The organism is Streptomyces hyaluromycini (assembly GCF_002217755.1).
Taxonomy (GTDB): Bacteria; Actinomycetota; Actinomycetes; order Streptomycetales; family Streptomycetaceae; genus Streptomyces; species Streptomyces hyaluromycini.
In genome coordinates this window covers 371,134-390,504 of sequence record NZ_BCFL01000023.1, presented here as the reverse complement: position 1 = coordinate 390,504, position 19,371 = coordinate 371,134, and the positions used below count along the sequence as shown (strand labels likewise).

At 70.8% G+C, this 19,371-nt stretch carries 15 protein-coding genes; 5 read left to right on the top strand and 10 right to left on the bottom strand.

The annotated features are described in order from the left end of the window. Nucleotides 1–5: 5 nt before the first annotated feature. A complete protein-coding gene (locus tag SSP29_RS30640) occupies nucleotides 6–785 on the bottom strand; it encodes a tetratricopeptide repeat protein (RefSeq protein WP_150135208.1) in 780 nt (259 codons plus the stop codon). Nucleotides 786–933: 148 nt separating this feature from the next. Here SSP29_RS30640 and SSP29_RS30635 point away from each other — a divergent pair, with 148 nt between their 5' ends. Then, on the top strand, nucleotides 934–1,359 hold the full coding sequence (locus tag SSP29_RS30635; RefSeq protein ID WP_089104078.1) for an OsmC family protein: 426 nt from the start codon (nucleotides 934–936) through the stop codon (nucleotides 1,357–1,359). A 138-nt stretch (nucleotides 1,360–1,497) separates the two neighbouring features. Then, on the top strand, nucleotides 1,498–3,345 hold the full coding sequence (gene dnaK / locus SSP29_RS30630; RefSeq protein WP_089104077.1) for a molecular chaperone DnaK: 1,848 nt from the start codon (nucleotides 1,498–1,500) through the stop codon (nucleotides 3,343–3,345). Between the two features lie 54 nt (nucleotides 3,346–3,399). Here the strand turns inward: dnaK and narJ are convergent, their stop codons facing one another. The 6 genes from narJ to SSP29_RS30600 all read right to left on the bottom strand — a co-directional run bounded on the left by narJ (nucleotide 3,400) and on the right by SSP29_RS30600 (nucleotide 11,798). Further along, nucleotides 3,400–3,894, bottom strand: coding sequence for a nitrate reductase molybdenum cofactor assembly chaperone (narJ, locus tag SSP29_RS30625; protein WP_089104076.1), 495 nt, complete (start codon nucleotides 3,892–3,894; stop codon nucleotides 3,400–3,402). Further along, complete coding sequence (gene narH, locus SSP29_RS30620) at nucleotides 3,894–5,498, bottom strand: nitrate reductase subunit beta (protein ID WP_089104075.1); 1,605 nt, start codon at nucleotides 5,496–5,498, stop codon at nucleotides 3,894–3,896. Before narH ends, narJ begins: the two co-directional genes overlap by 1 nt. Continuing rightward, nucleotides 5,498–9,106 carry a nitrate reductase subunit alpha gene (locus tag SSP29_RS30615; RefSeq protein WP_089104074.1) on the bottom strand — a complete coding sequence of 1,203 codons (3,609 nt, stop codon included), beginning with the start codon at nucleotides 9,104–9,106 and terminating at the stop codon, nucleotides 5,498–5,500. Before SSP29_RS30615 ends, narH begins: the two co-directional genes overlap by 1 nt. 78 nt (nucleotides 9,107–9,184) lie before the next feature. After that, nucleotides 9,185–10,000: an SAM-dependent methyltransferase gene (locus SSP29_RS30610; protein ID WP_089104073.1), complete on the bottom strand. Its 816-nt coding sequence runs from the start codon at nucleotides 9,998–10,000 to the stop codon at nucleotides 9,185–9,187. A gap of 17 nt (nucleotides 10,001–10,017) precedes the next feature. Continuing rightward, nucleotides 10,018–10,881 (bottom strand): Sco1979 family transcriptional regulator, encoded by an 864-nt coding sequence (locus tag SSP29_RS30605; RefSeq protein ID WP_089104072.1) that lies wholly within the window; start codon nucleotides 10,879–10,881, stop codon nucleotides 10,018–10,020. Nucleotides 10,882–10,967: 86 nt separating this feature from the next. Continuing rightward, nucleotides 10,968–11,798 (bottom strand): helix-turn-helix domain-containing protein, encoded by an 831-nt coding sequence (locus tag SSP29_RS30600; RefSeq protein ID WP_089104144.1) that lies wholly within the window; start codon nucleotides 11,796–11,798, stop codon nucleotides 10,968–10,970. 130 nt (nucleotides 11,799–11,928) lie between these two features. Between SSP29_RS30600 and SSP29_RS56665 the strand changes: the two genes are divergently transcribed. The 3 genes from SSP29_RS56665 (at nucleotide 11,929) to SSP29_RS30585 (ending at nucleotide 15,026) form a co-directional block, all read left to right on the top strand. Then, a complete protein-coding gene (locus SSP29_RS56665) occupies nucleotides 11,929–12,234 on the top strand; it encodes a 4a-hydroxytetrahydrobiopterin dehydratase (protein WP_089104071.1) in 306 nt (101 codons plus the stop codon). A 5-nt stretch (nucleotides 12,235–12,239) separates the two neighbouring features. Then, complete coding sequence (locus tag SSP29_RS30590; protein WP_089104070.1) at nucleotides 12,240–13,025, top strand: class I SAM-dependent methyltransferase; 786 nt, start codon at nucleotides 12,240–12,242, stop codon at nucleotides 13,023–13,025. Between the two features lie 120 nt (nucleotides 13,026–13,145). Beyond that, nucleotides 13,146–15,026, top strand: coding sequence for a rhamnogalacturonan lyase (locus SSP29_RS30585; RefSeq protein WP_089104069.1), 1,881 nt, complete (start codon nucleotides 13,146–13,148; stop codon nucleotides 15,024–15,026). A 6-nt stretch (nucleotides 15,027–15,032) separates the two neighbouring features. Here SSP29_RS30585 and SSP29_RS30580 read toward each other — a convergent pair whose 3' ends face one another. The 3 genes from SSP29_RS30580 to SSP29_RS30570 are packed head-to-tail and all read right to left on the bottom strand — an operon-like array spanning nucleotide 15,033 to nucleotide 19,307. Next, a complete protein-coding gene (locus SSP29_RS30580) occupies nucleotides 15,033–16,019 on the bottom strand; it encodes a MerR family transcriptional regulator (protein ID WP_089104068.1) in 987 nt (328 codons plus the stop codon). A gap of 18 nt (nucleotides 16,020–16,037) precedes the next feature. After that, nucleotides 16,038–16,625: a dihydrofolate reductase family protein gene (locus SSP29_RS30575; protein ID WP_089104067.1), complete on the bottom strand. Its 588-nt coding sequence runs from the start codon at nucleotides 16,623–16,625 to the stop codon at nucleotides 16,038–16,040. A gap of 18 nt (nucleotides 16,626–16,643) precedes the next feature. Further along, nucleotides 16,644–19,307, bottom strand: coding sequence for a cellulose binding domain-containing protein (locus SSP29_RS30570; protein WP_089104066.1), 2,664 nt, complete (start codon nucleotides 19,305–19,307; stop codon nucleotides 16,644–16,646). Nucleotides 19,308–19,371 lie beyond the last annotated feature (64 nt).

The following is a 19,371-nucleotide window of genomic DNA, read 5'->3' as shown; positions in this document are numbered from 1 at the left end:
GCTCTTCACTCGGCATGAGTTCTCTCCGTCGTACGCGTGGGCAGCGGACACCGGGCCTGCAGCTGCGTCCGGGTGCGCATACCGTCGTCGAACATGTTTTCCGCCCGCAGGCGCCTCAGCCAGGCGTCGAGCTCGGGGCTGAGCCCCGTGCTCTCCTCGGCCAGACGGGAGGCCCGGTCACGTCCGGCCGTGTCGTTGCCGAGCAGCAGGAGCATGATCTTCAGGGCGAGGCTGTACGGGTTCGTCCGGTCGAGCTTCAGGGCCTCCTCGACGTACCCGGAGGCGACCGTGAGATTTCCCCGGGTCAGGGCGATCCGGGCCTTCCAGTACCAGAACTCCTCGGATTCCCGGTCGAGACGCGAAGCCTCCAGGGCGCGTTCCGCCGCGTCGGGCTCGTCGGCCTCCACATGGCGGCGCACCGTCGCCGTCGACCGCCCGGCGCCGGTCCCGGTGCCGTCCGGGCGAGGTGCGCGCGGGCCCGTGGCCACTCGTACCACGATGAGCAGGGCCGCCAGCAGGAACAGCAGCAGCATCCCCACCAGTACCAGGAACTGGAGTACGCCCTTGCTCTCGGCGAGCGTGGCGAAGACGCCGAGGACGGCGACGACGAACGCGAGGACGACCACCGTGCCGAACAGTGCGGAGGCCTGCCCGGCGCTGAGGGTCCGGAACATCCGGTTGCGGATGATGTCGCGTACGAGGTCCCGGTAGAGCAGGTACAGAACGCCGAGGGCTATCCCGCCAAATCCAGCTATTCCCCCGAGGACTTGGAAGAGTTCCACCATGGGAGGGACTGTAGGGCCTCCGATAAGCGTCCGGGACGGGATTCACAGACCTTTCCCGGCAGGTCGACGCCCCGATCTGGGGGTGGAGGCGAGATGAATGTGATCGGATGGGAGCCCAAGGACCAGCCAGAGTTCGGAAGGATCCATCGTGGCAACCACGCGCACCGCACACACCGTCTGGGAAGGCAACCTCCTTGAGGGCAACGGTGTCATCACCTTCGACTCCTCCGGTATCGGCGAGCAGCCCGTCACGTGGGCCTCGCGCTCCCAGGAGGCGAACGGCAAGACCAGCCCCGAGGAGCTGATCGCGGCCGCCCACTCCAGCTGCTTCTCCATGGCGCTGTCGCACGCCCTGGCCGGCGCCGGCAACCCGCCCACCAAGCTGGTCACCAACGCCGACGTCACCTTCCAGCCGGGCACGGGCATCACCGGCATCCACCTGACCGTCGAGGGCACGGTCCCCGGCCTGGACGAGGACGGCTTCGTCGCCGCCGCCGAGGAGGCCAAGAAGAACTGCCCGGTCAGCCAGGCCCTGGCCGGCACCACCATCACCCTGTCGGCGAAGCTCGCCTGAGCGTCGTACCCACCGCGATGCCGCGCCCCCTGCTCGTGGGGCGCGGCATTGTTGTTTACGGGGCACCCGGCATTGACAACGGCTCGCTCAAGTTTTGTGCTGGAGTCGGGGAAGCGCCCGGGTGGAGAGGGGACGGACATGGCACGTGCGGTCGGTATCGACCTCGGTACGACGAACTCGGTGGTGGCCCTGCTGGAGGGCGGTGAGCCCACCGTCGTCGCCAACGCCGAGGGGGCGCGCACCACCCCTTCGGTGGTGGCCTTCGCGAAGAACGGCGAGGTGCTGGTCGGGGAGGTGGCCAAGCGGCAGGCGGTGACCAACGTGGACCGCACCGCCCGCTCGGTGAAACGGCACATGGGGGACGCGGCCTGGCGGTTCCCGGAGCGCGGAAGCGTCGACGGCACCCGGTTCCGGGCCCAGGAGCTCTCGGCACGGGTGCTGCAGAAGCTCAAGCGGGACGCCGAGGCCTACCTCGGCGAGGACGTCACCGACGCGGTGATCACCGTACCCGCGTACTTCGACGACGCCCAGCGGCAGGCCACCAAGGAGGCCGGGGAGATCGCCGGTCTGAAGGTGCTGCGGATCATCAACGAGCCGACCGCCGCCGCGCTGGCCTACGGACTGGACCGGGGCGAGGAGCAGACGGTCCTCGTCTTCGACCTCGGGGGCGGAACCTTCGATGTGTCGCTTCTTGAGATCGGCGACGGGGTGATCGAGGTCAAGGCCACCAACGGCGACACGCTGCTGGGCGGCGACGACTGGGACCAGCGGATCGTCGAGCATCTCGTGAAACGGTTCAAGGGGCAGTACGGCATCGACCTGAGCAACGACAAGATGGCCGTGCAGCGGCTGCGCGAGGGTGCCGAGAAGGCGAAGATCGAGCTGTCGTCGTCGACGGAGACGTCGGTCAACCTGCCGTACATCACCGCCTCCGCCGAGGGACCGCTGCATCTGGAGGAGAAGCTGACCCGGGCCCAGTTCCAGGAGCTCACCGCCGACCTGCTGGACCGCTGCAGGAAACCCTTCCACCAGGCCGTCAAGGACGCGGGCGTGCGGCTGTCGGCGATCGACCACGTCATCCTGGTCGGCGGCTCGACCCGGATGCCCGCCGTCACCGACCTGGTCCGCGAACTCACCGGCAAGGACCCGCACAAGGGCGTCAACCCGGACGAGGTGGTCGCGGTCGGCGCCGCCCTCCAGGCGGGTGTCATCCGCGGTGACGTGAAGGACGTGCTGCTGCTCGACGTCACCCCGCTGTCCGTGGGCATCGAGACCAAGGGCGGCATCATGACCAAGCTCATCGAGCGCAACACCACGATCCCGACCCGGCGTTCGGAGATCTTCACGACCGCGACCGACAACCAGCCCTCGGTGGGGATCCAGGTCTACCAGGGCGAGCGGGAGATCGCCGCGTACAACAAGAAGCTGGGCGTCTTCGACCTCACCGGTCTGCCGCCCGCACCGCGCGGCGTGCCCCAGATCGAGGTGGCCTTCGACATCGATGCGAACGGGATCATGCACGTCTCGGCGAAGGACCTGGCGACCGGGCGCGAGCAGAAGATGACCGTGACCGGCGGCTCCGCCCTTCCGAAGGACGACATCGACCGCATGATGCGGGAGGCCGAGCAGTACGCCGAGGAGGACCGCAAGCGCCGCGAGGCCGCGGAGACCCGCAACCAGGCCGAGCAACTCGTCTACCAGACGGAGAAGTTCGTCCGGGAGAACGAGGAGCGGGTGCCGGGCGGTACGAAGGCCGACGTGGCGGCGGCGATCGCCGAGCTCAAGGCGCTGCTGGAGCGGGACGCCGACACCGCCGAGCTGCGGCAGGGGGTGGAGAAACTGGCGAGTGTGAGCCAGCAGATGGGGCAGGCCATGTATGCGCATGCCTCCGGCGGTTCGGCTGCGGAAGAGCGGGCGCCCGAGGCCGAGGAGGAGGGTGTGGTGGACGCCGAGATCGTGGACGACGAGAGGGGTGCGGCCGGGTGAGGCACCGCCGGGTTCCGCCGTAGTGGAGGACGAGGCCGGCGGCCGGGCGGGTGGTCATGGGCGGATTCCGGTGGGCGCGGTCGGCAGGGTGGCGCAGACCGCGTCCAGGACGGACGCGTACGGGGTGCCGAAGTCGGAGAGCCGGCACCGGAGTCGGGCCAGGCAGTCGCGGTGCTCGGTGAGCAGGTCGGTGTTGCCGGTGCGGGCCGTGAACTCCAGGACGGCGGGGAGGAAGTCCGGCAGTTCCTCGCCGGTGAACTCCATGCCGTACGCCTCGTAGATGTCCTGGAACCGGACCAGGGACGCGCCCCGGCGCCGGGTGTCGCCGTCCCGCCACCAGCTGAGGTAGAGGCTGTGCCGGTTCCTGAAGTCGAAGACCTGCACGTAGTGCGCGGCCAGCTCCTGCGGTGGGGTCACCGTCGCGTGGTCGGTGAACTCCCGCAGCTGCGGGGCGGCTTCGCGCAGCAGCGGCAGCCGGGCGACGAAGTCGTCGTCCGGGTAGGTCAGACAGAGCGCCGCCGCCTGGTAGAACACCGCGTCCGAGGGCATCAGTCCTCCTTCGCCTCGTCGGGAGTGCCGGCGGTCTGCCGTCTGCGCAGACCGTGGAAGTTCGCCACCGACACCACAGGGAGCAGTTTCCGCCCCGAGTCCTGGCCGAAGGGGCCGTCGCCGCCCATGCCGGGGCCGCCGTCGAAGTCGAGGCTGCACCCGTCGGGCAGCGCGGACTCCTCCAGGCGGCGGGCGTCGCCGGCGGCCGCCGGCGGGATCACGTACCGGTCCTCGTACTTGGCGACCGCCAGCAGCCGGTACATCGCCTCGATCTCCTCCGGCCGCATCCCGACCGCGGCGCCGATCTCCGGGTCCGGCTCCTCGCCCAGGTTGAGTGCCCGCATGTGGGAGCGCATCGCCGCGAGCTTCTCCAGACAGGCACGGACCGGGGCGGGGTCGCCCGCGGTGAACAGCTCGGCCAGATAGGCGAGGGGGATGCGCAGGGTGTCGATCGCGGCGAACAGGTTGTCGGCGTCCTCGCCGTCGTGACCGGTCTCGGAGAGCGCGTCCACGACGGGGGACAGCGGCGGGATGTACCAGACCATGGGCAGCGTGCGGTACTCCGGGTGCAGGGGCAGCGCCACCCGGTACCTGCTGATCAGCGCGTGGACTGGGGAGCGGCGGGCCGCCTCCGTCCAGTCGTCCGGGATGCCCGCCGCCGCGCAGGCCAGCCGCACGGCCGGATCGTCCGGGTCGAGGAAGACGCCCAACTGGGCCTCGTACAGCGCCTTCTCGTCCTTGGTCCCGGCCGCCGCCGTCACCTTGTCGGCGTCGTAGAGGACCACCCCGAGGTAGCGCAGCCGGCCCACACAGGTCTCCGAGCAGACCGTGGGCAGGCCGGCCTCGATCCGCGGATGGCACAGGGTGCACTTCTCGGCCTTGCCGGTGGCGTGGTTGAAGTAGACCTTCTTGTAAGGGCAGCCGGTCACGCACATCCGCCGGCCCCGGCACCGGTCCTGGTCGACCAGCACGATGCCGTCCTCGGACCGCTTGTACATCGCCCCGGACGGACAGGCGGCCACGCACGACGGGTTGAGGCAGTGCTCGCAGATGCGCGGCAGGTAGAACATGAAGGTCTGCTCGAACTCGAACCTCACCTTGTCCGAGGCCTGTTGGCGGGCGCGTTCGATCATCGGGTCCAGGTCGCCGTGGGCGGGGGCGCCGGACAGGTCGTCGTCCCAGTTCGACGACCACTCGATCTTCATCGGCTTGCCGTCGAGCTGGGAGACCGGGCGGGCCACCGGGTAGTCGTCGCCGGGCGGGGCGTCGGTGAGGTTGCGGTACTCGTACGTCCAGGGCTCGTAGTAGTCCTTGATCTCCGGGAGCCTGGGGTTGGCGAAGATCCCGGCCAGTTTGTGCAGCCGGCCGCCGGCCTTGAGCTTCAGCGCGCCGCGCCGGTTCAGCTCCCAGCCGCCGCGCCATTTCTCCTGGTCCTCGTAGCGGCGCGGATAACCCTGGCCGGGGCGGGTCTCGACGTTGTTGAACCAGACGTACTCCATGCCCCGCCGGTTGGTCCACGCCTGTTTGCAGGTGACCGAACAGGTGTGACAGCCGATGCACTTGTCGAGGTTCATGACCATCGCGATCTGGGCCATCGGGCGCATCAGTGCTCGACCTCCTGGGCGCGGCGGCGGATCACCGTCACCTCGTCGCGCTGGTTGCCGGTCGGGCCCAGGTAGTTGTAGGCCCAGGACAGCTGGGCGTAACCGCCGATCAGGTGCGAGGGCTTGAGGAGCAGCCGGGTGAGCGAGTTGTGGACGCCGCCGCGCATGCCGGTGGTCTCCGTCCTCGGGACGGCCACCGTGCGCTCCTGGGCGTGGTGCAGGTAGACCGTGCCGGCCGGCATCCGGTGTGAGACGACCGCCCGGGCCGTCACCACGCCGTTGCGGTTGACCGCTTCGACCCAGTCGTCGTCCCCGACCCCGATCGCGTCCGCGTCCTGCGGGGACATCCAGATGTTCTGGCCGCCCCGGGAGAGCGCGAGCATGAACAGGTTGTCCTGGTACTCGGAGTGGATCGACCACTTGCCGTGCGGCGTCAGGTGACGGACCGTCACCTCCCGCTGCCCGTCCGGGCCGAGGCGCGGTTCGCCGAACAGCCGGTTCATGTCCAGCGGCGGCCGGTAGACCGGCAGCGCCTCGCCGAGCTCGTGCATCCAGTCGTGGTCGAGGAAGAAGTGCTGGCGGCCGGTGAGTGTGTGCCAGGGCTTGAGGTGCTCGGTGTTGAGGGTGAACGCCGTGTACCTGTGGCCGCCGGACTCGCTGCCCGACCACTCATGCGAGGTGATCACCGGGACCGGCGCGGCCTGCGTGTCGGCGTACGTGATCCGCCTGCCTTCGTGCTCGGCGGCCAGCTGGGCCATCGGCTGCCCGGTGCGCTGCTCCAGGGTGCGGAAACCCTGGGCGGCAAGACGGCCGTTGGTGGTGCCGGAGAGCGCGAGGATGGCGTCCGCCGCCTTCACCGCGGTGTCGAGGGAGGGACGGCCCTGATATCCGACTCCGTTCACCTCCTGTAGAAGGGCGACCTCTTCGTCCGGCCTGAGAGTGATTCCCTTTGCGGGCAGGCCCAGTTGCTCCACCAGCGGGCCGAGTGCCGTGAACTTGGCGCCGACCGCGGCGTAGTCCCGTTCGACCACGACCAGGTGCGGCATGGTCTCCCCGGGCACCGGCTCGCACTCCCCGTGCTTCCAGTCCCGCACCACCCCGCCGGGCTGGGCGGTCTCGCCAGGGGTGTCGTGCTGCAGCGGCACGGCCACCAGGTCCCTGCGCACCCCGAGATGGCGCACGGCCAGCTCGCTCAGCCGCTCCGCGAGCGCCTTGAAGGCGTCGAAGTCGGTGCGCGCCTGCCAGGGCGGGTCCACGGCCGGGGTGAAGGCGTGCACGTAGGGATGCATGTCGGTGGACGACAGGTCGTGCTTCTCGGACCAGGCGGCAGCGGGCAGCACGACGTCCGACAGCAGGGTGGAGGAGGTCTGCCGGAAGTCCAGGGAGAGAAGCAGGTCGAGCTTGCCCTCGGGTGCCTCGTCCCGCCAGGTCACGTCCCGGGGGCGCCGGCCCGGGGTTGCCTCCTCGGCGCGCAGGGAGGAGTGCGTGCCGAGGAGGTGCTTGGTGAAGTACTCGGCGCCCTTCTCCGACGAGCCGAGGAGGTCGGCCCGCCAGAGGGTCAGGACGCGCGGCCAGTTCTCCGGGGCGTCCGGGTCCTCGCACGCGAACTTCAGCGTCCCCGACCGGAGTTCGGCCACTGCCCTGGCCACGGGGTCGCCGGACACCTCGCCGAGTTCGAGGGGATTGCGGTCGAAGGTCGGGTACGACGGCATCCAGCCCGAACGGGCCGACAGCGCGAGGCAGTCGGCGCCGGTCATCCCGGCGAACCTGCCCTCGCCCAGGGGTGAGGCCAGGACGTCGGCGCCGAACCGGTCGTAGCGCCACTGGTCGGTGTTGAGGAACCAGTAGGCCGTGCCGGTCATCTGGCGCGGCGGCCGCGACCAGTCGTTGGCGGAGGCCAGGCAGGCCCAGCCGGTGACCGGGCGGCACTTCTCGTGGCCCTCGTAGTGCGCCCAGCCGCCGCCGTTGCGGCCCTGGCAGCCGGTGAGCTGGAGCAGGGCCAGGAAGGCCCGGTGGATGGTCTCGGAGTGGAACCAGTGGCTGGTGCCGACGCCCGTCAGGATCGTGCAGCGGCCCTTGGAGCGTTCGGCGGTCCGGGCGAACTCCCGGGCGATCTTCACGCATCTGGCGGCCGGGACCGAGGTGTGCCGCTCCTGCCAGGCGGGGGTGCCCGGGGCGTCGGCGTCCTCGTAGTGGGTGGGCCAGCCGCCCGGCAGCCCGTGCCGCCACACGCCGTACTGGGCGAGCAGCAGGTCGTAGACGGTCGTCACCAGCGGGCCGTTCGCACCGCCGAGGCGGGTCGCCGGGACCCCGCGCCGCAGGACGTCCCGGCTGCCCTGCCCGTGCTCGCCGCCGTCCGTGTCGAAGCGTGGGAGCAGCACCTCGACACCGGCCGCGACTGCGCTGCCGTACAAGGTCAACTGCGGCTCGATCTCGCCGAGTTCCAGGTTCCAGCGACCCTTGCCGGGATCCGTCCAGCGGAAGCCCAGGGAGCCGTTCGGGACGACCGCGCGGCCGGAGGCGGCGTCCAGGACGACGGTCTTCCACTCGGCGCCCGCACTGTCCTGGCCGAGGCCGGCGGCGCGCAGGAACTTGCCCGGCACGTACGCGCCGTCCCGCTCGGTGAGCGTCACCAGGAACGGCAGGTCGGTGAACCTCCGTACGTAGTCCGCGAAGAACGGGGTCTCGCGGTCGACGAAGAACTCCTTGAGGATCACGTGACCCATCGCGAGGGCCAGCGCGCCGTCCGTCCCGGGGTACGGGTGCAGCCACTCGTCGGCGAACTTGGCGTTGTCCGTGTGGTCGGGGGAGACGACCACGACCTTCTGGCCGCGGTAGCGGGCCTCCGCCATCCAGTGCGCGTCCGGGGTGCGGGTCGCCGGGACGTTCGAGCCCCACATCATCAGATAGGCCGCGTCCCGCCAGTCGCCCGACTCCGGCACGTCCGTCTGGTCGCCGAAGACCTGCGGCGAGGCCACCGGAAGGTCCGCGTACCAGTCGTAGAACGACAGCATCGGGGCGCCGATCAGGGAGTGATAGCGGGCGCCGGCCGCGTGCGACACCATCGACATCGCGGGGATGGGGGAGCAGCCCGCGATACGGTCCGGGCCGTACGTCTTGATCGTGTGCACCTGCGCGGCGGCGACGATCTCCACCGCCTCGTCCCAACTCGCCCGCACCAGACCGCCCTTGCCGCGCGCCCGCTGGTAACGGCGGCGGCGCTCGGGGTCGTTCTGGATGTCAGCCCAGGCCAGTACCGGGTCCGTGAGCCGCTGCTTCGCCTCCCGGTACATCTCCAGGAGCACGCCCCGGACGTACGGATGACGCACCCGCGTCGGCGAGTACATGTCCGTCTCCTGGGTCTCCCAGGTGATGGTCCCGTCCCTGACGTACACCTTCCAGCGGCACGAGCCGGTGCAGTTCACCCCGTGCGTGGAGCGCACCACCTTGTCGTGGCTCCACCGGTCCCGGCAGAAGGCGTCCGCCTCCCGGCCGCCGGTCAGGGCCGCACTGCGCAGATCGGGCGCGGGCGTGCCGGGCCGGAAGAACCGGGCGGCGCTCAGCAGCGCCGCACCCGGCTCCTTCGGCGGTGTCCGCGTGTCGGTCACGTCCGCTCCCTCGCTCACCCTTTGCTTCGACGCTAGGGGCGGGCACGGGAACGCACCTGTTCAGGGCGCCCGGACGGGTCAGAGCTTGCGGGCGACACCGCCGTACACCGGCACGATGCCCTCCGCCTGGACGGCCACGTCCACCGGCTCCGGACGCCAGCCGGAGACCGGGATCACCCCGGGGCCGAGCAGCTCCAGGCCGTCGAAGAAGCGGTAGAACTCGGGCAGCCCACGCGGGTGGAAGGGCGTCCCGCTGCGCCGGAAGTTCGCGGCCGCCTGCTCTATGGCTTCCGGGCTGAGATCCGGGGTGACCTGGGACAGGATCAGATGGCTGCCCGGGGCGAGCGCATCGACGTACCTGCGCAGCAGGCCGTACACGTCGTCGCCGTCCGGGTCGTCGTCGAGGTAGTGGGTCAGCGCCACCAGCGACAGCGAGACGGGCTCCTTGAAGTCCAGGGTCTCGGCGGCCCGCGCCAGCAGGGTGTCGACGTCCCGGACGTCGGCGTGCACATACGCGGTGCTGCCCTCTTCGGTGCCCCGCAGCAGCGCCTCCGCGTGGCGCAGCACGATCGGGTCGTTGTCCGCGTACACCACCTTCGACTCCGCTGCCACGCCCTGCGCCACCTGGTGCAGGTTCGGCTCGGTCGGGATGCCCGTACCGATGTCCAGGAACTGGCGGGTGCCGGACTCGGCGACGGTGCGCACGGCCCGCTGCATGAACCGGCGGTTGGCACGCGCCCCGCGCAGCACGGTGCCGTCCACGGCCAGGATCCGCCGGGCCAGCTCCTCGTCCACCGGGTAGTTGTCCTTGCCGCCCAGCCACCAGTCGTACACCCGTGCCGGGTGCGGCCGGCTCGTGTCGATCGAGGTCGGGGCGGGCTCGGGTGCGGTCACAGTCTGTGCTCCTCGGATCAGATCTTGTCGCGGTACTCGCGCAGCAGTTCCTCGGTCCGCTGCGCCGAGGCCGCCCGGGCCGTCATGTGGTCCAGGACCTCCAGATGCGCCCCGACCTCGTCACGGGAGTCCAGGTAGAGGGCGCCGGTCAGATACTCGGTGAAGACCATGTCGGGCAGCTCCGGCTCGGCGAACCGGAACAGGGTGAACGGCGCGTACGTCCCCGGGTGCGGGCCGCTCGCGAACTCGGCGAGCTGGAGGGTTATCCGGTCCCGCTCGATGTAGGCGAGGAGCTTGTCGACCTGGTCGCGCATCACCTCGCAGTGGATGCTCACCGGGCGCCGCAGCACCGTCTCGTCCATGATCACCCACAGGTGGGGCGGATCGCCCTGCTCCAGCAGCCGCTGCCGGGTCATGCGCAGCGCCACATGCCGCTCGACGGCCGTGGGGTCGCTGTGGCCTATCGTCCCGGCCTCCATCACGGCCCGCGCGTACGCCTCGGTCTGCAACAGGCCCGGAAAAAAGTGGGGCTCGTAGGAGCGGATGACCCGGGCGGCGCCCTCCAGGCTCACGTACAGGCTGAACCAGTCCGGCAGCACGTCGTGGAACCGCTGCCACCAGCCCGGCTGGTTGGCCTCCTCGGCCAGCCGCACGAACGCGGCCTGCTCCTCCTCGGCCACTCCGTACGTCTCCAGCAGCACCTGGATGTACGGGATCTTCAGCGCGACCTCGGCCATTTCCATCCGCCGCACGGTCGCCTGTGCCACCCGCAGGACCCGCGCAGCCTCGTCCCGGCCCAGGCCGGCCGCCTCGCGCAGCTCCTGGAGCCGCTTGCCGAGCACGACCTGCCCGACTGTGGGCGCAGCACGCCGCTCACTCACGCCACGCCTCCCCTACGTGCACAAGTACGGGGAGCAGTGTGCCATGCGATGCCGCGTCGCACACCTGGTCGAGAGAACTGCTTACGTCAACTTACCAACGAGTTCAGGTACTTGGCGGTCGCCGGATCCGCGGGCAGAAACGTCTCGATGGCCAGCTCGGCGACCGTCACGTCCATCGGCGTGTTGAACGTCGAGATCGACGACACGAACGACAGCACCCGCCCCGCGTGCTCGATCCGCATCGGCAGCGCGAAGTACGCAGCGGGCTCCGCGGGCTCACTGTCGCCCAGGCCGGCCGGCGCCGGATAGGCGGCGACCTCCTCGTACAACTCCCGCAGCGCCGCCGAGCGGCGCAGGGCGATCTGGCGTTCCATCTGCGCCAGCAGATGCCCGCGCCACTCGCGCAGGTTGCGGATGCGCGGTGCCAGCCCGTCCGGGTGCAGGGTCAGCCGCATCGCGTTCGGGGCGGGCGCGAGCAGCGACTCGGGCACGCCCTCCAGGAGCATCGCGATACCCCGGTTGGCCGCGACCACCGTGTACGTGGCGTCCACGACCAGCGCCGGATACGGCTCGTAGCCCTGGATCAGCCGCTCCATGCCGTCGCGCAACGCGTCCAGCGCCGGGTCGTCCAGCGGGGTCTCCGGGTAGTGCGGGGCGTAACCGGCCGCCAGCAGCAGCGCGTTGCGCTCCCGCACCGGCACGTCCAGGTGCTCTGCCAGCCGCAGCACCATCTCCTCGCTCGGCCGCGCCCGGCCCGTCTCGACGAAGCTGATGTGCCGGGCCGAGGAGTCGGCACGCAGTGCCAGCTCCAGCTGGCTCACCCGCCGCCGCTCCCGCCACGCGCGCAGCAGCGGGCCGGCGCCCTTGCCGTCGGGGGCGGTCGGGGTGGCGGCGGGACCGGGCGCGGCAAGGGTCATGCCGACGACCGTAGCCGAGGCCCCGGACACGCGACCGTCCTCGCCGCCCGGAATCCCTGCCGGAAGGCCTGTTCATGGCAGGCTGACCGCACGTACGCAACTCGCTGGTCACCGGGAAGGAAGCCACACCATGGCCGTCGCACCGCTGTCGCAGAAGGAGATCGAGGACCGGCTGGCCGAGCTTCCCGGCTGGGCGCTGGACGGCGACCGGCTCGCCCGCGCCTACCGCCTCGACTCGCACTTCGCCGCCGTCGCCCTGGTCGTGCACATCGCCCACATCCAGGACGAACTCGACCACCACTCCGACCTCACCCTCGGGTATCACACCGTCACCCTCACCGTGAACACCCACAGCGTGGGCGGCGCCGTCACCGCCAAGGACTTCGAACTCGCCCACAGGGTGGAGGACATCGCCCCAGGCCACGGCGCACACTGAGCCATGTGCTCGACTACGACAAGGAAGCCGGCGCCTACGACGCGACACGCGGCGGCGAGGCCCGCGCCGAGGCGTCCGCCGACGCCGTCCTCACCCTGATACCCGACGGCAGCCACGGTCCTGGCAGCACCGAAAGCCCCGCCCGCCCCACCCGACTCCTCGACCTCGCCTGCGGTACCGGCATCGTCACCCGCCGGCTCGCCGCCGCCCGCCCCGCGCTCCGGGTCACCGGCGCGGACCGCGCACCCGGCATGGCGCGGATGGCGGCGGCCCGGCTGCCGGGATCGGTCCTGCTGGCCGACAGCCGTCGACTCCCCTTCGCCGACGCCACGTTCGACGCCGTCACGACCGTCTGGCTGCTCCACCTCGTCGCGGACACCACCGAGGTCCGTACCATCGTCGCCGAGTGCGCGCGGGTGCTGCGGCCCGGCGGGGTGTACGTCACCACCGTCGACAAGGCCGCCGCGCACGACGTCGGCAGCGACATCGACGCCGTCCTCGCCGCCCGCCCGCGCCGCCCGGCGTCCGACGCCGCCGCGGACGTGAGCGCGTACGCCCTGGCGAGCGGCCTGCTGCCCGCCGGAGAGGCTGCCTTCACCGGCGTAGGCCAGGGCCGCAGCCCCCGCTCCACCCTCGCCGACCTGCGGCGCGGCTGGTTCACGATGCTCCCGCCCGATGATCCCCGCGTCGAGGGGTTCGCCGAGCGCTTGGCGGCCCTGCCCGACCAGGACCGCCGCAGGCCCGATCCCCGCTTCGGCGTACGGGCGTACCGGAAACCGGTGGCCGACTGAGACTGCGCGCCGAACCGGCCGGAAGAAACGCCAAGTTGGCGCAAAGCAACGGCAACGAGACGGCGATCGGCGGCGACGGAGTGTGCGGAACCCCGTCCGCATGCTCTGGAGGTTCGTCCCGTGCAGCACCCGCACCCGCACCCACACCGCAGACGCCGCGCCCTCCTCCCGGCGGTCACCGCGATCGCGGCCCTGATCGCCGCCGGCCTCACCGCTCTCTCTCCCACCACCGCCGCAGCGGCCACCGCCCGGCAGGTCGAAGCTCTCGACCGGGGCGTGGTCAGCGTTCACACCGACGCCGGGAACCTGGTCAGCTGGCGCTGGCTCGGCACCGACCCCGACGACGTCTCCTTCAACGTCTACCGCGCCGGTACGAAGGTCAACTCCACCCCGATCACCGGCGCCACGGACTACTTCCACTCCGGTGCCCCCGCCCAGGCCGACTACACGGTCCGCGCGATCGTGGGCGGCGTCGAACAGGCCGACTCCGTCCATGCGATCCAGTTCCGCACCGGCTACAAGGACGTCCCGATCACCCCGCCCGCGGGCGGCACCACCCCCGACGGCGTCGCCTACACCTACGAGGCGAACGACGCCTCGGTCGGCGACCTCGACGGCGACGGCCAGCTGGACTTCGTCCTCAAGTGGCAGCCGACGAACGCCAAGGACAACTCCCAGTCCGGCTACACCGGCGACACGATCCTCGACGGCATCAAGCTCGACGGCACCCGCCTGTGGCGCATCGACCTGGGCCGCAACATCCGCTCCGGCGCGCACTACACCCAGTTCCAGGTGTACGACTACGACGGCGACGGCAAGGCCGAGGTCGCCACGAAGACGGCGGACGGCACGGTCGACGGCACCGGCACGGTCATCGGCAGCGCGACCGCCGACTACCGCAACTCCAGCGGCTACGTCCTGTCCGGCCCGGAGTACCTGACCATGTTCAACGGCCAGACCGGCAGGGCGATGAGCACCGTCGACTACGTCCCGGCCCGCGGCACCGTGTCGTCGTGGGGCGACTCCTACGGCAACCGCGTCGACCGGTTCCTGGCCGGCACGGCGTATCTGGACGGTGCCCGGCCTTCGTTGATCGAGGCGCGGGGCTACTACACCCGCACCGTCATCGCCGCGTGGGACTGGCGGAACGGCGCCTTCACCCGCCGCTGGACCTTCGACACCAACTCCTCCACCAACACCGGCAAGGGCTACGACGGCCAGGGCGACCACCAGCTGTCGATCGCCGACGTCGACGGCGACGGCAGGGACGAGATCGTGTACGGCTCGATGGCCGTCGACGACAACGGCTCGGGCCTCTGGACGACGAAGAACGGCCACGGCGACGCGATGCATGTCGGCGACCTCGACCCCGCCCGGCCCGGACTGGAGGAGTTCAAGGTCGACGAGGACAGCTCCAAGCCGTCCTCCTGGATGGCCGACGCGAAGACCGGCGAGATCCTCTGGTCGACCGACCCCGACGGCGACAACGGCCGGGGCGTCGCGGGCGACATCTGGGCGGGCAGCGCGGGCGCCGAGTCCTGGTCCTCGCACGCGGACGGGGTCCGCAACCCGCAGGGCACGGTGGTCGCGAGCCGCAAGCCCTCCAGCACCAACTTCCTCGCCTGGTGGGACGGCGACCCGGTCCGCGAACTCCTCGACGACACCCACATCGACAAGTACGGCCCCTCCGCCGACACCCGCCTCCTCACCGCCGCCGACGTCCACTCCGACAACGGCACCAAGGCCACCCCGTCGCTCGCCGGAGACATCCTCGGCGACTGGCGCGAAGAGGTCGTCTGGCCGACGACGGACAACACGGCCCTGCGGATCTACTCCACCCCGTACGAGACCAGTACGAAGATCACGACCCTGCTCCACGACACCCAGTACCGCACCGCCCTGGCCTGGCAGAACACCGCCTACAACCAGCCTCCCCACCCGAGCTTCTTCATCGGCGACGGGATGCCGACCGCACCTCGGCCGGCGGTCTACACCCCCTGAGACCGACTACGCGCCCCGGCGCAGGGCGGCGGCCATCCACTCGCGGATTGCCGCCGCCCGCTCCGGGTCCGGCGCGGGCGTGCCGTTGACCGTTGCCACCAGGGACTGGTACCTGGTCAGCAGCTTCAGACCGGTCACCGCGGCCAGCCGCTGCGCCGCCTTGCCGTTCCCGTCGAACTCGACGATGCTGCGCCGGGCCCTGCCGACGTCGTGCTCCCCTGTCATGGCGGCGACCAACTCGGCCGAGTCGGCGGCCACCCGCTCGGCGATGTCCCGGGCCTGCGGTGAGTCGGCGGGCACGCCGGCCTGCTGGGAGGCCCGTGCCTCCAGGACAAGCGTCCGATGCCGCTCGATGCGGGCCATCATCTCCGGTGACGCCATCAGCCTGCCCTGCTCGGTGCCGAAGGTGCGGTGGAAGAAGTCCCGCAGTGCGGTGCGGAACTCCTCGTCCTGCACGATCTCGGCGAGTTCGATCCAGGCCTCCAACTGCTCGGTGGACGGCTCCTCGGGCAGGTGCGGCCGCAGGCCGTACAGCCGCTCGACATAGCCGGGATGGACGTCCAGGCCGTCGGTGACGAAGTCCCAGAACCGGTCGACGAGCCGGTCGCGGTCGTCGTCGGACATCGACACGAGCTTGCGCATCAGGCTCACCTGCTCTGTCGTGGTGTGCTGCCGCACGATCGTCCGCAGCACGGTACGACGCGCCCGGAACTGCCGTAACTGGTCCTCGACCAGCCGCAGATGCGTGACGGCCAGGTCGTGCAGGGTGGTCTCCGCGGCCAGCACCCGGCGGATGTCGTCCAGGCCGGCGCCCAGGTCACGCAGGGTGCGCACGAGTTCGAGCCGGGCGATGGCGTGCACGTCGTACAGCCGGGAGCCGCCGTCGGTGAGGCCGGTGGGCGCGACGACGCCCTCGTCGGCGTAGAACCTGATCGCGCTCACGCTCAGACCGGTGCGGCGGGCGACGTCCCCGAAGGAGTAGAGCTCGTTCACAGCCGCCACTATGGGATCTCAAGCGACTTGAGAGTCAAGGGGGCCGGTCACGCGGTAGCGGAGCCAGACGACTCGCGAGCCGAAGGTGCGGGTCTCGACGAGTTCGAGATCCACCCGGCGCCCGCTCCGGGGAAAGAACGGAATGCCGCCGCCGACGAGTACCGGGTGGACCCTGATCCGGTACTCGTCGATCAGACCGGACGCGGCCGCCTCGGCGGCGAGGGTCGGGCCGCCGAGAGCGATGTCGCCCTCACCGGGCTCCGCCCGCAACCGCTCGATCTCCGCCGCCAGACCGCCGGCGGCCAGGCGGGTATTGCCGCCCTGCACTGCAGACAGCGTGGTGGAGAACACCACCTTCGGGAGCGCCTTCCAGAGCGCGGCCCACGTGAGCATCGAGTCGTCGAGCGACGGATCCTGGTCGGCGGTCTCCCAGTACAGCATCGTCTCGTACAGCCGCCGTCCCAGCAGGTGGACGCCGACCTGCCGGATCTCGTCGGTGACGAAGCGGAACACCTCGTCGTCGGGCGCCGCCCAGCCGAAGTCGCCGTCCGGCCCGACGATGTAACCGTCGAGTGAGACACCCATCGAACAGGTCACGCTGCGCATCTCCGGATCGTACGCCCGTCAGGCGATCGTGCAGCTCTGGCCGCCCAGGGCGAAGGCCGTCGGTTCGGTGTTGGTGCCGGTCCAGGTGCCCGTGAAGCCGAAGGACACCGAGGAGCCCGGGGCCACCGTGCCGTTCCAGCTGACGTTCCTGGCTGTCACGGCCGCGCCGGACTGGGTCCAGTCGGCGTTCCAGAGCTGGCCGACGGTCTGTCCGTCGGGGAAGGACCAGCCGAGGGACCAGCTGCTCCACGCCGCCGAGCCGGTGTTGGTGAGGCGGACGTCCGCCTGGAAGCCGCCCGTCCACTGGTTGGTGACGGTGTAGGCGACCGAACAGGCGCCGGAGGGGGTGGGGTCGGTACCGCCTCCGCCTCCTCCCCCTCCGCCGGGGTCGGACGTGTCGCCGTAGATCACGCCCCGGCCGTTCGTCGAGACGTACACCCGTCCGTACACGCGCGGGTCACCCGTGATGGCCGCGCCCGTCCAACCCCACTGGTGGGCGTCGTCGTTGATGCGGGTCCAGGTCGAACCCTCGTCCGTGGAGCGGAAGATGCCGCGGACCCCGCCGATCTTCGCGCTGGTGTAGAGCGTCTGGTACGAGGCTCCCGTCGCCGCCTTGCCGAAGCCGATGGTGTCGGCCTGGCCGACGTTCGCGAGCTTGGCGAAGGTCGCGCCGCCGTCGGTGGAGTGCCACAGCCCGTACGCGCCGTCCGCCGCACCGCCGGCCAGCCACACGTCGCCCTTCGTCCCCGGCAGCGCCTTGAACCGCACGCTGTCACCGCTCGGCAGACCCGCCGCGGCGGACGCCGTGAAGGTCGCCCCGCCGTCCGTACTCACGTAGAACTTCCCGGACTTGAAGCCGTAGAAGGTCTTGGGATCGACCCGGTCGGACTCGACGACCGCGCCCGCCGGAATGCCGCTCGACGCCGACCAGGACGAGCCGAAGCCCGTCGTGTACTGCACGCCGGTACCGGCCGGGCTCCACACGAACCGGCTTCCGTCGGCGGCGGCCGCGACCGTGCCGCCGCCGCTCACTGCCGACGGGTCCGTCCCCGCGAACCAGTCGGCCCCGTTGTCCGTCGAGAACGCGATGTGCGGGCCGGAGTCCAGATCGCCCACCCGGACCACCGTGTTCGGGTTCGACTCGGCGAAGTCCAGGCTCGTGGTCGTCGTGAAGGTCGGGGACGTGTACATCATCGAGGGGACCTTGGTGAGGTCCGTGTGGCGGAAGCCGCCGATGTCACCGAGCGCGCTGAAGAGCTGGGTACCGCCGGACGGGGGAGCGGCGAGATCATTGACCGAGGTCTCCTCCAGCCCCTGCACCATCGGCCTGACCGCGAACCGGCCTCCGCTGTCCCACTTCGTCAGGTCCTCGGTGCCGTACAGCGTCGCCCCCGTCCCGTACATCATCCGGTCCGAGTCGAACGGGTCGATCTCCAGCGCCTCCGTCATCCACCCCAGTTTCGGGCTCTGTTCGGGCGGCGACGGGTTCGCCCCGAAGGTCAGCCAGGGGGAGGACGAGACGTCGATCGTGTAGCGGTCCGAGCGGTTCGGGTACGACGTGTAGTCCCAGGCCTTCGTCCAGGTCGCCCCGCTGTCCGTGGAGCGGAAGAGCTGGGTGTCCGGCCACCAGGAGCTGTAGGCCGTCGCCATCACCGTGCCGGGGTGCTGCCGGTCGACCGTCAGCCCGGAGAAGCCGTAGTAGGTGTCGGCCTCCGCGACCGGGCTGATGTTCGTCCACGTACCGGTGGCCGTCGCGTACCGCCACAGCTGCCCCTTGCCGCCGTCGTACGGGCCGCCCTTGTCGCTGTAGGCGAGGTAGAGACAGCCGTTCTTCGCGTCGAGTACGCCCTTGTGGGCCAGGTACCCCGTCGGCTGACCGGCGAGCCTGGTCCAGGTCGCGCCCGCGTCCGTCGAGCGGTACACCGCGTTGTCCTTGTCGGCGACCCCGACGTAGACCGTCTTCGTCGCCGAACCGGCCGTACCGGTCGACTCGTCGAAGGTGACCCACACGATGCCCTGGTTGTCCGAGGTGTAGCCGGTGGTGTCGGTCGGGTCCTGCACGTAGTTGCCGACGTCGGGGAAGTTCGTCACCTGCGACCAGGTCACCCCCGAGTCCGTCGACCGCCACAAACCCTTGCCGCTGGGCGCGCCCAGGTACAGCACGCTGTCCTTGTTCGGATCGACGGCCAGCCGCTCGCCCATGCCCCGGCCGGGCATGTTCCCGCCCAGCTTGAACGGCAGGTCGGTCTTCTGCCAGCTGGCGCCCCGGTCGGCGGAGCGCAGCACGGCACCGTTGGTCGGGTCCCAGCTGTTGGTGTACGTCCCGACGGCCGCGTACACCTTGCCCGGGTCGACGGAGTCGGAGGCCAGGCTGACGACACCCGTGTGCCCCCACTCGGCCCAGCCGACCGAGTCCAGCAACGGAGTCCAGGTCTTCGTCGACTCCGACCAGCGGTAGGCGCCGCCGATGTCGGTGCGGGCGTAGGCGAGGTTCTTCTCGGTGCGGTTGAAGACGATCCCGGGAACGAAACCGCCACCGTCGATCCGGGCGTTGCTCCAGGTGTAGCTGTCGGCGGCGACTGTGACTTCCGCGGCCTCATGGGCGGCGAGCGCGGGCGGGGTGCCTGCGAGCAGGCCGGCGGCGAGGGCCAGGACGGCGGTGAGGATGCGGGTTCTTCGCACGGGAGAAGTCCTCTCCAGAGGGGGGAAGGGCGGCCCCTAGTGCGGGTAGGGGCCGCCCACTGGA

Coding starts and splice junctions, on each gene's coding strand:
- SSP29_RS30640 (WP_150135208.1), bottom strand. CDS start 785: ATGGTGGAACTCTTCCAAGTCCTCGGGGGAATAGCTGGATTTGGCGGG.
- dnaK (WP_089104077.1), top strand. CDS start 1,498: ATGGCACGTGCGGTCGGTATCGACCTCGGTACGACGAACTCGGTGGTG.
- narJ (WP_089104076.1), bottom strand. CDS start 3,894: ATGCCCTCGGACGCGGTGTTCTACCAGGCGGCGGCGCTCTGTCTGACC.
- narH (WP_089104075.1), bottom strand. CDS start 5,498: ATGCGCCCGATGGCCCAGATCGCGATGGTCATGAACCTCGACAAGTGC.
- SSP29_RS30600 (WP_089104144.1), bottom strand. CDS start 11,798: ATGACCCTTGCCGCGCCCGGTCCCGCCGCCACCCCGACCGCCCCCGAC.
- SSP29_RS56665 (WP_089104071.1), top strand. CDS start 11,929: ATGGCCGTCGCACCGCTGTCGCAGAAGGAGATCGAGGACCGGCTGGCC.
- SSP29_RS30575 (WP_089104067.1), bottom strand. CDS start 16,625: ATGCGCAGCGTGACCTGTTCGATGGGTGTCTCACTCGACGGTTACATC.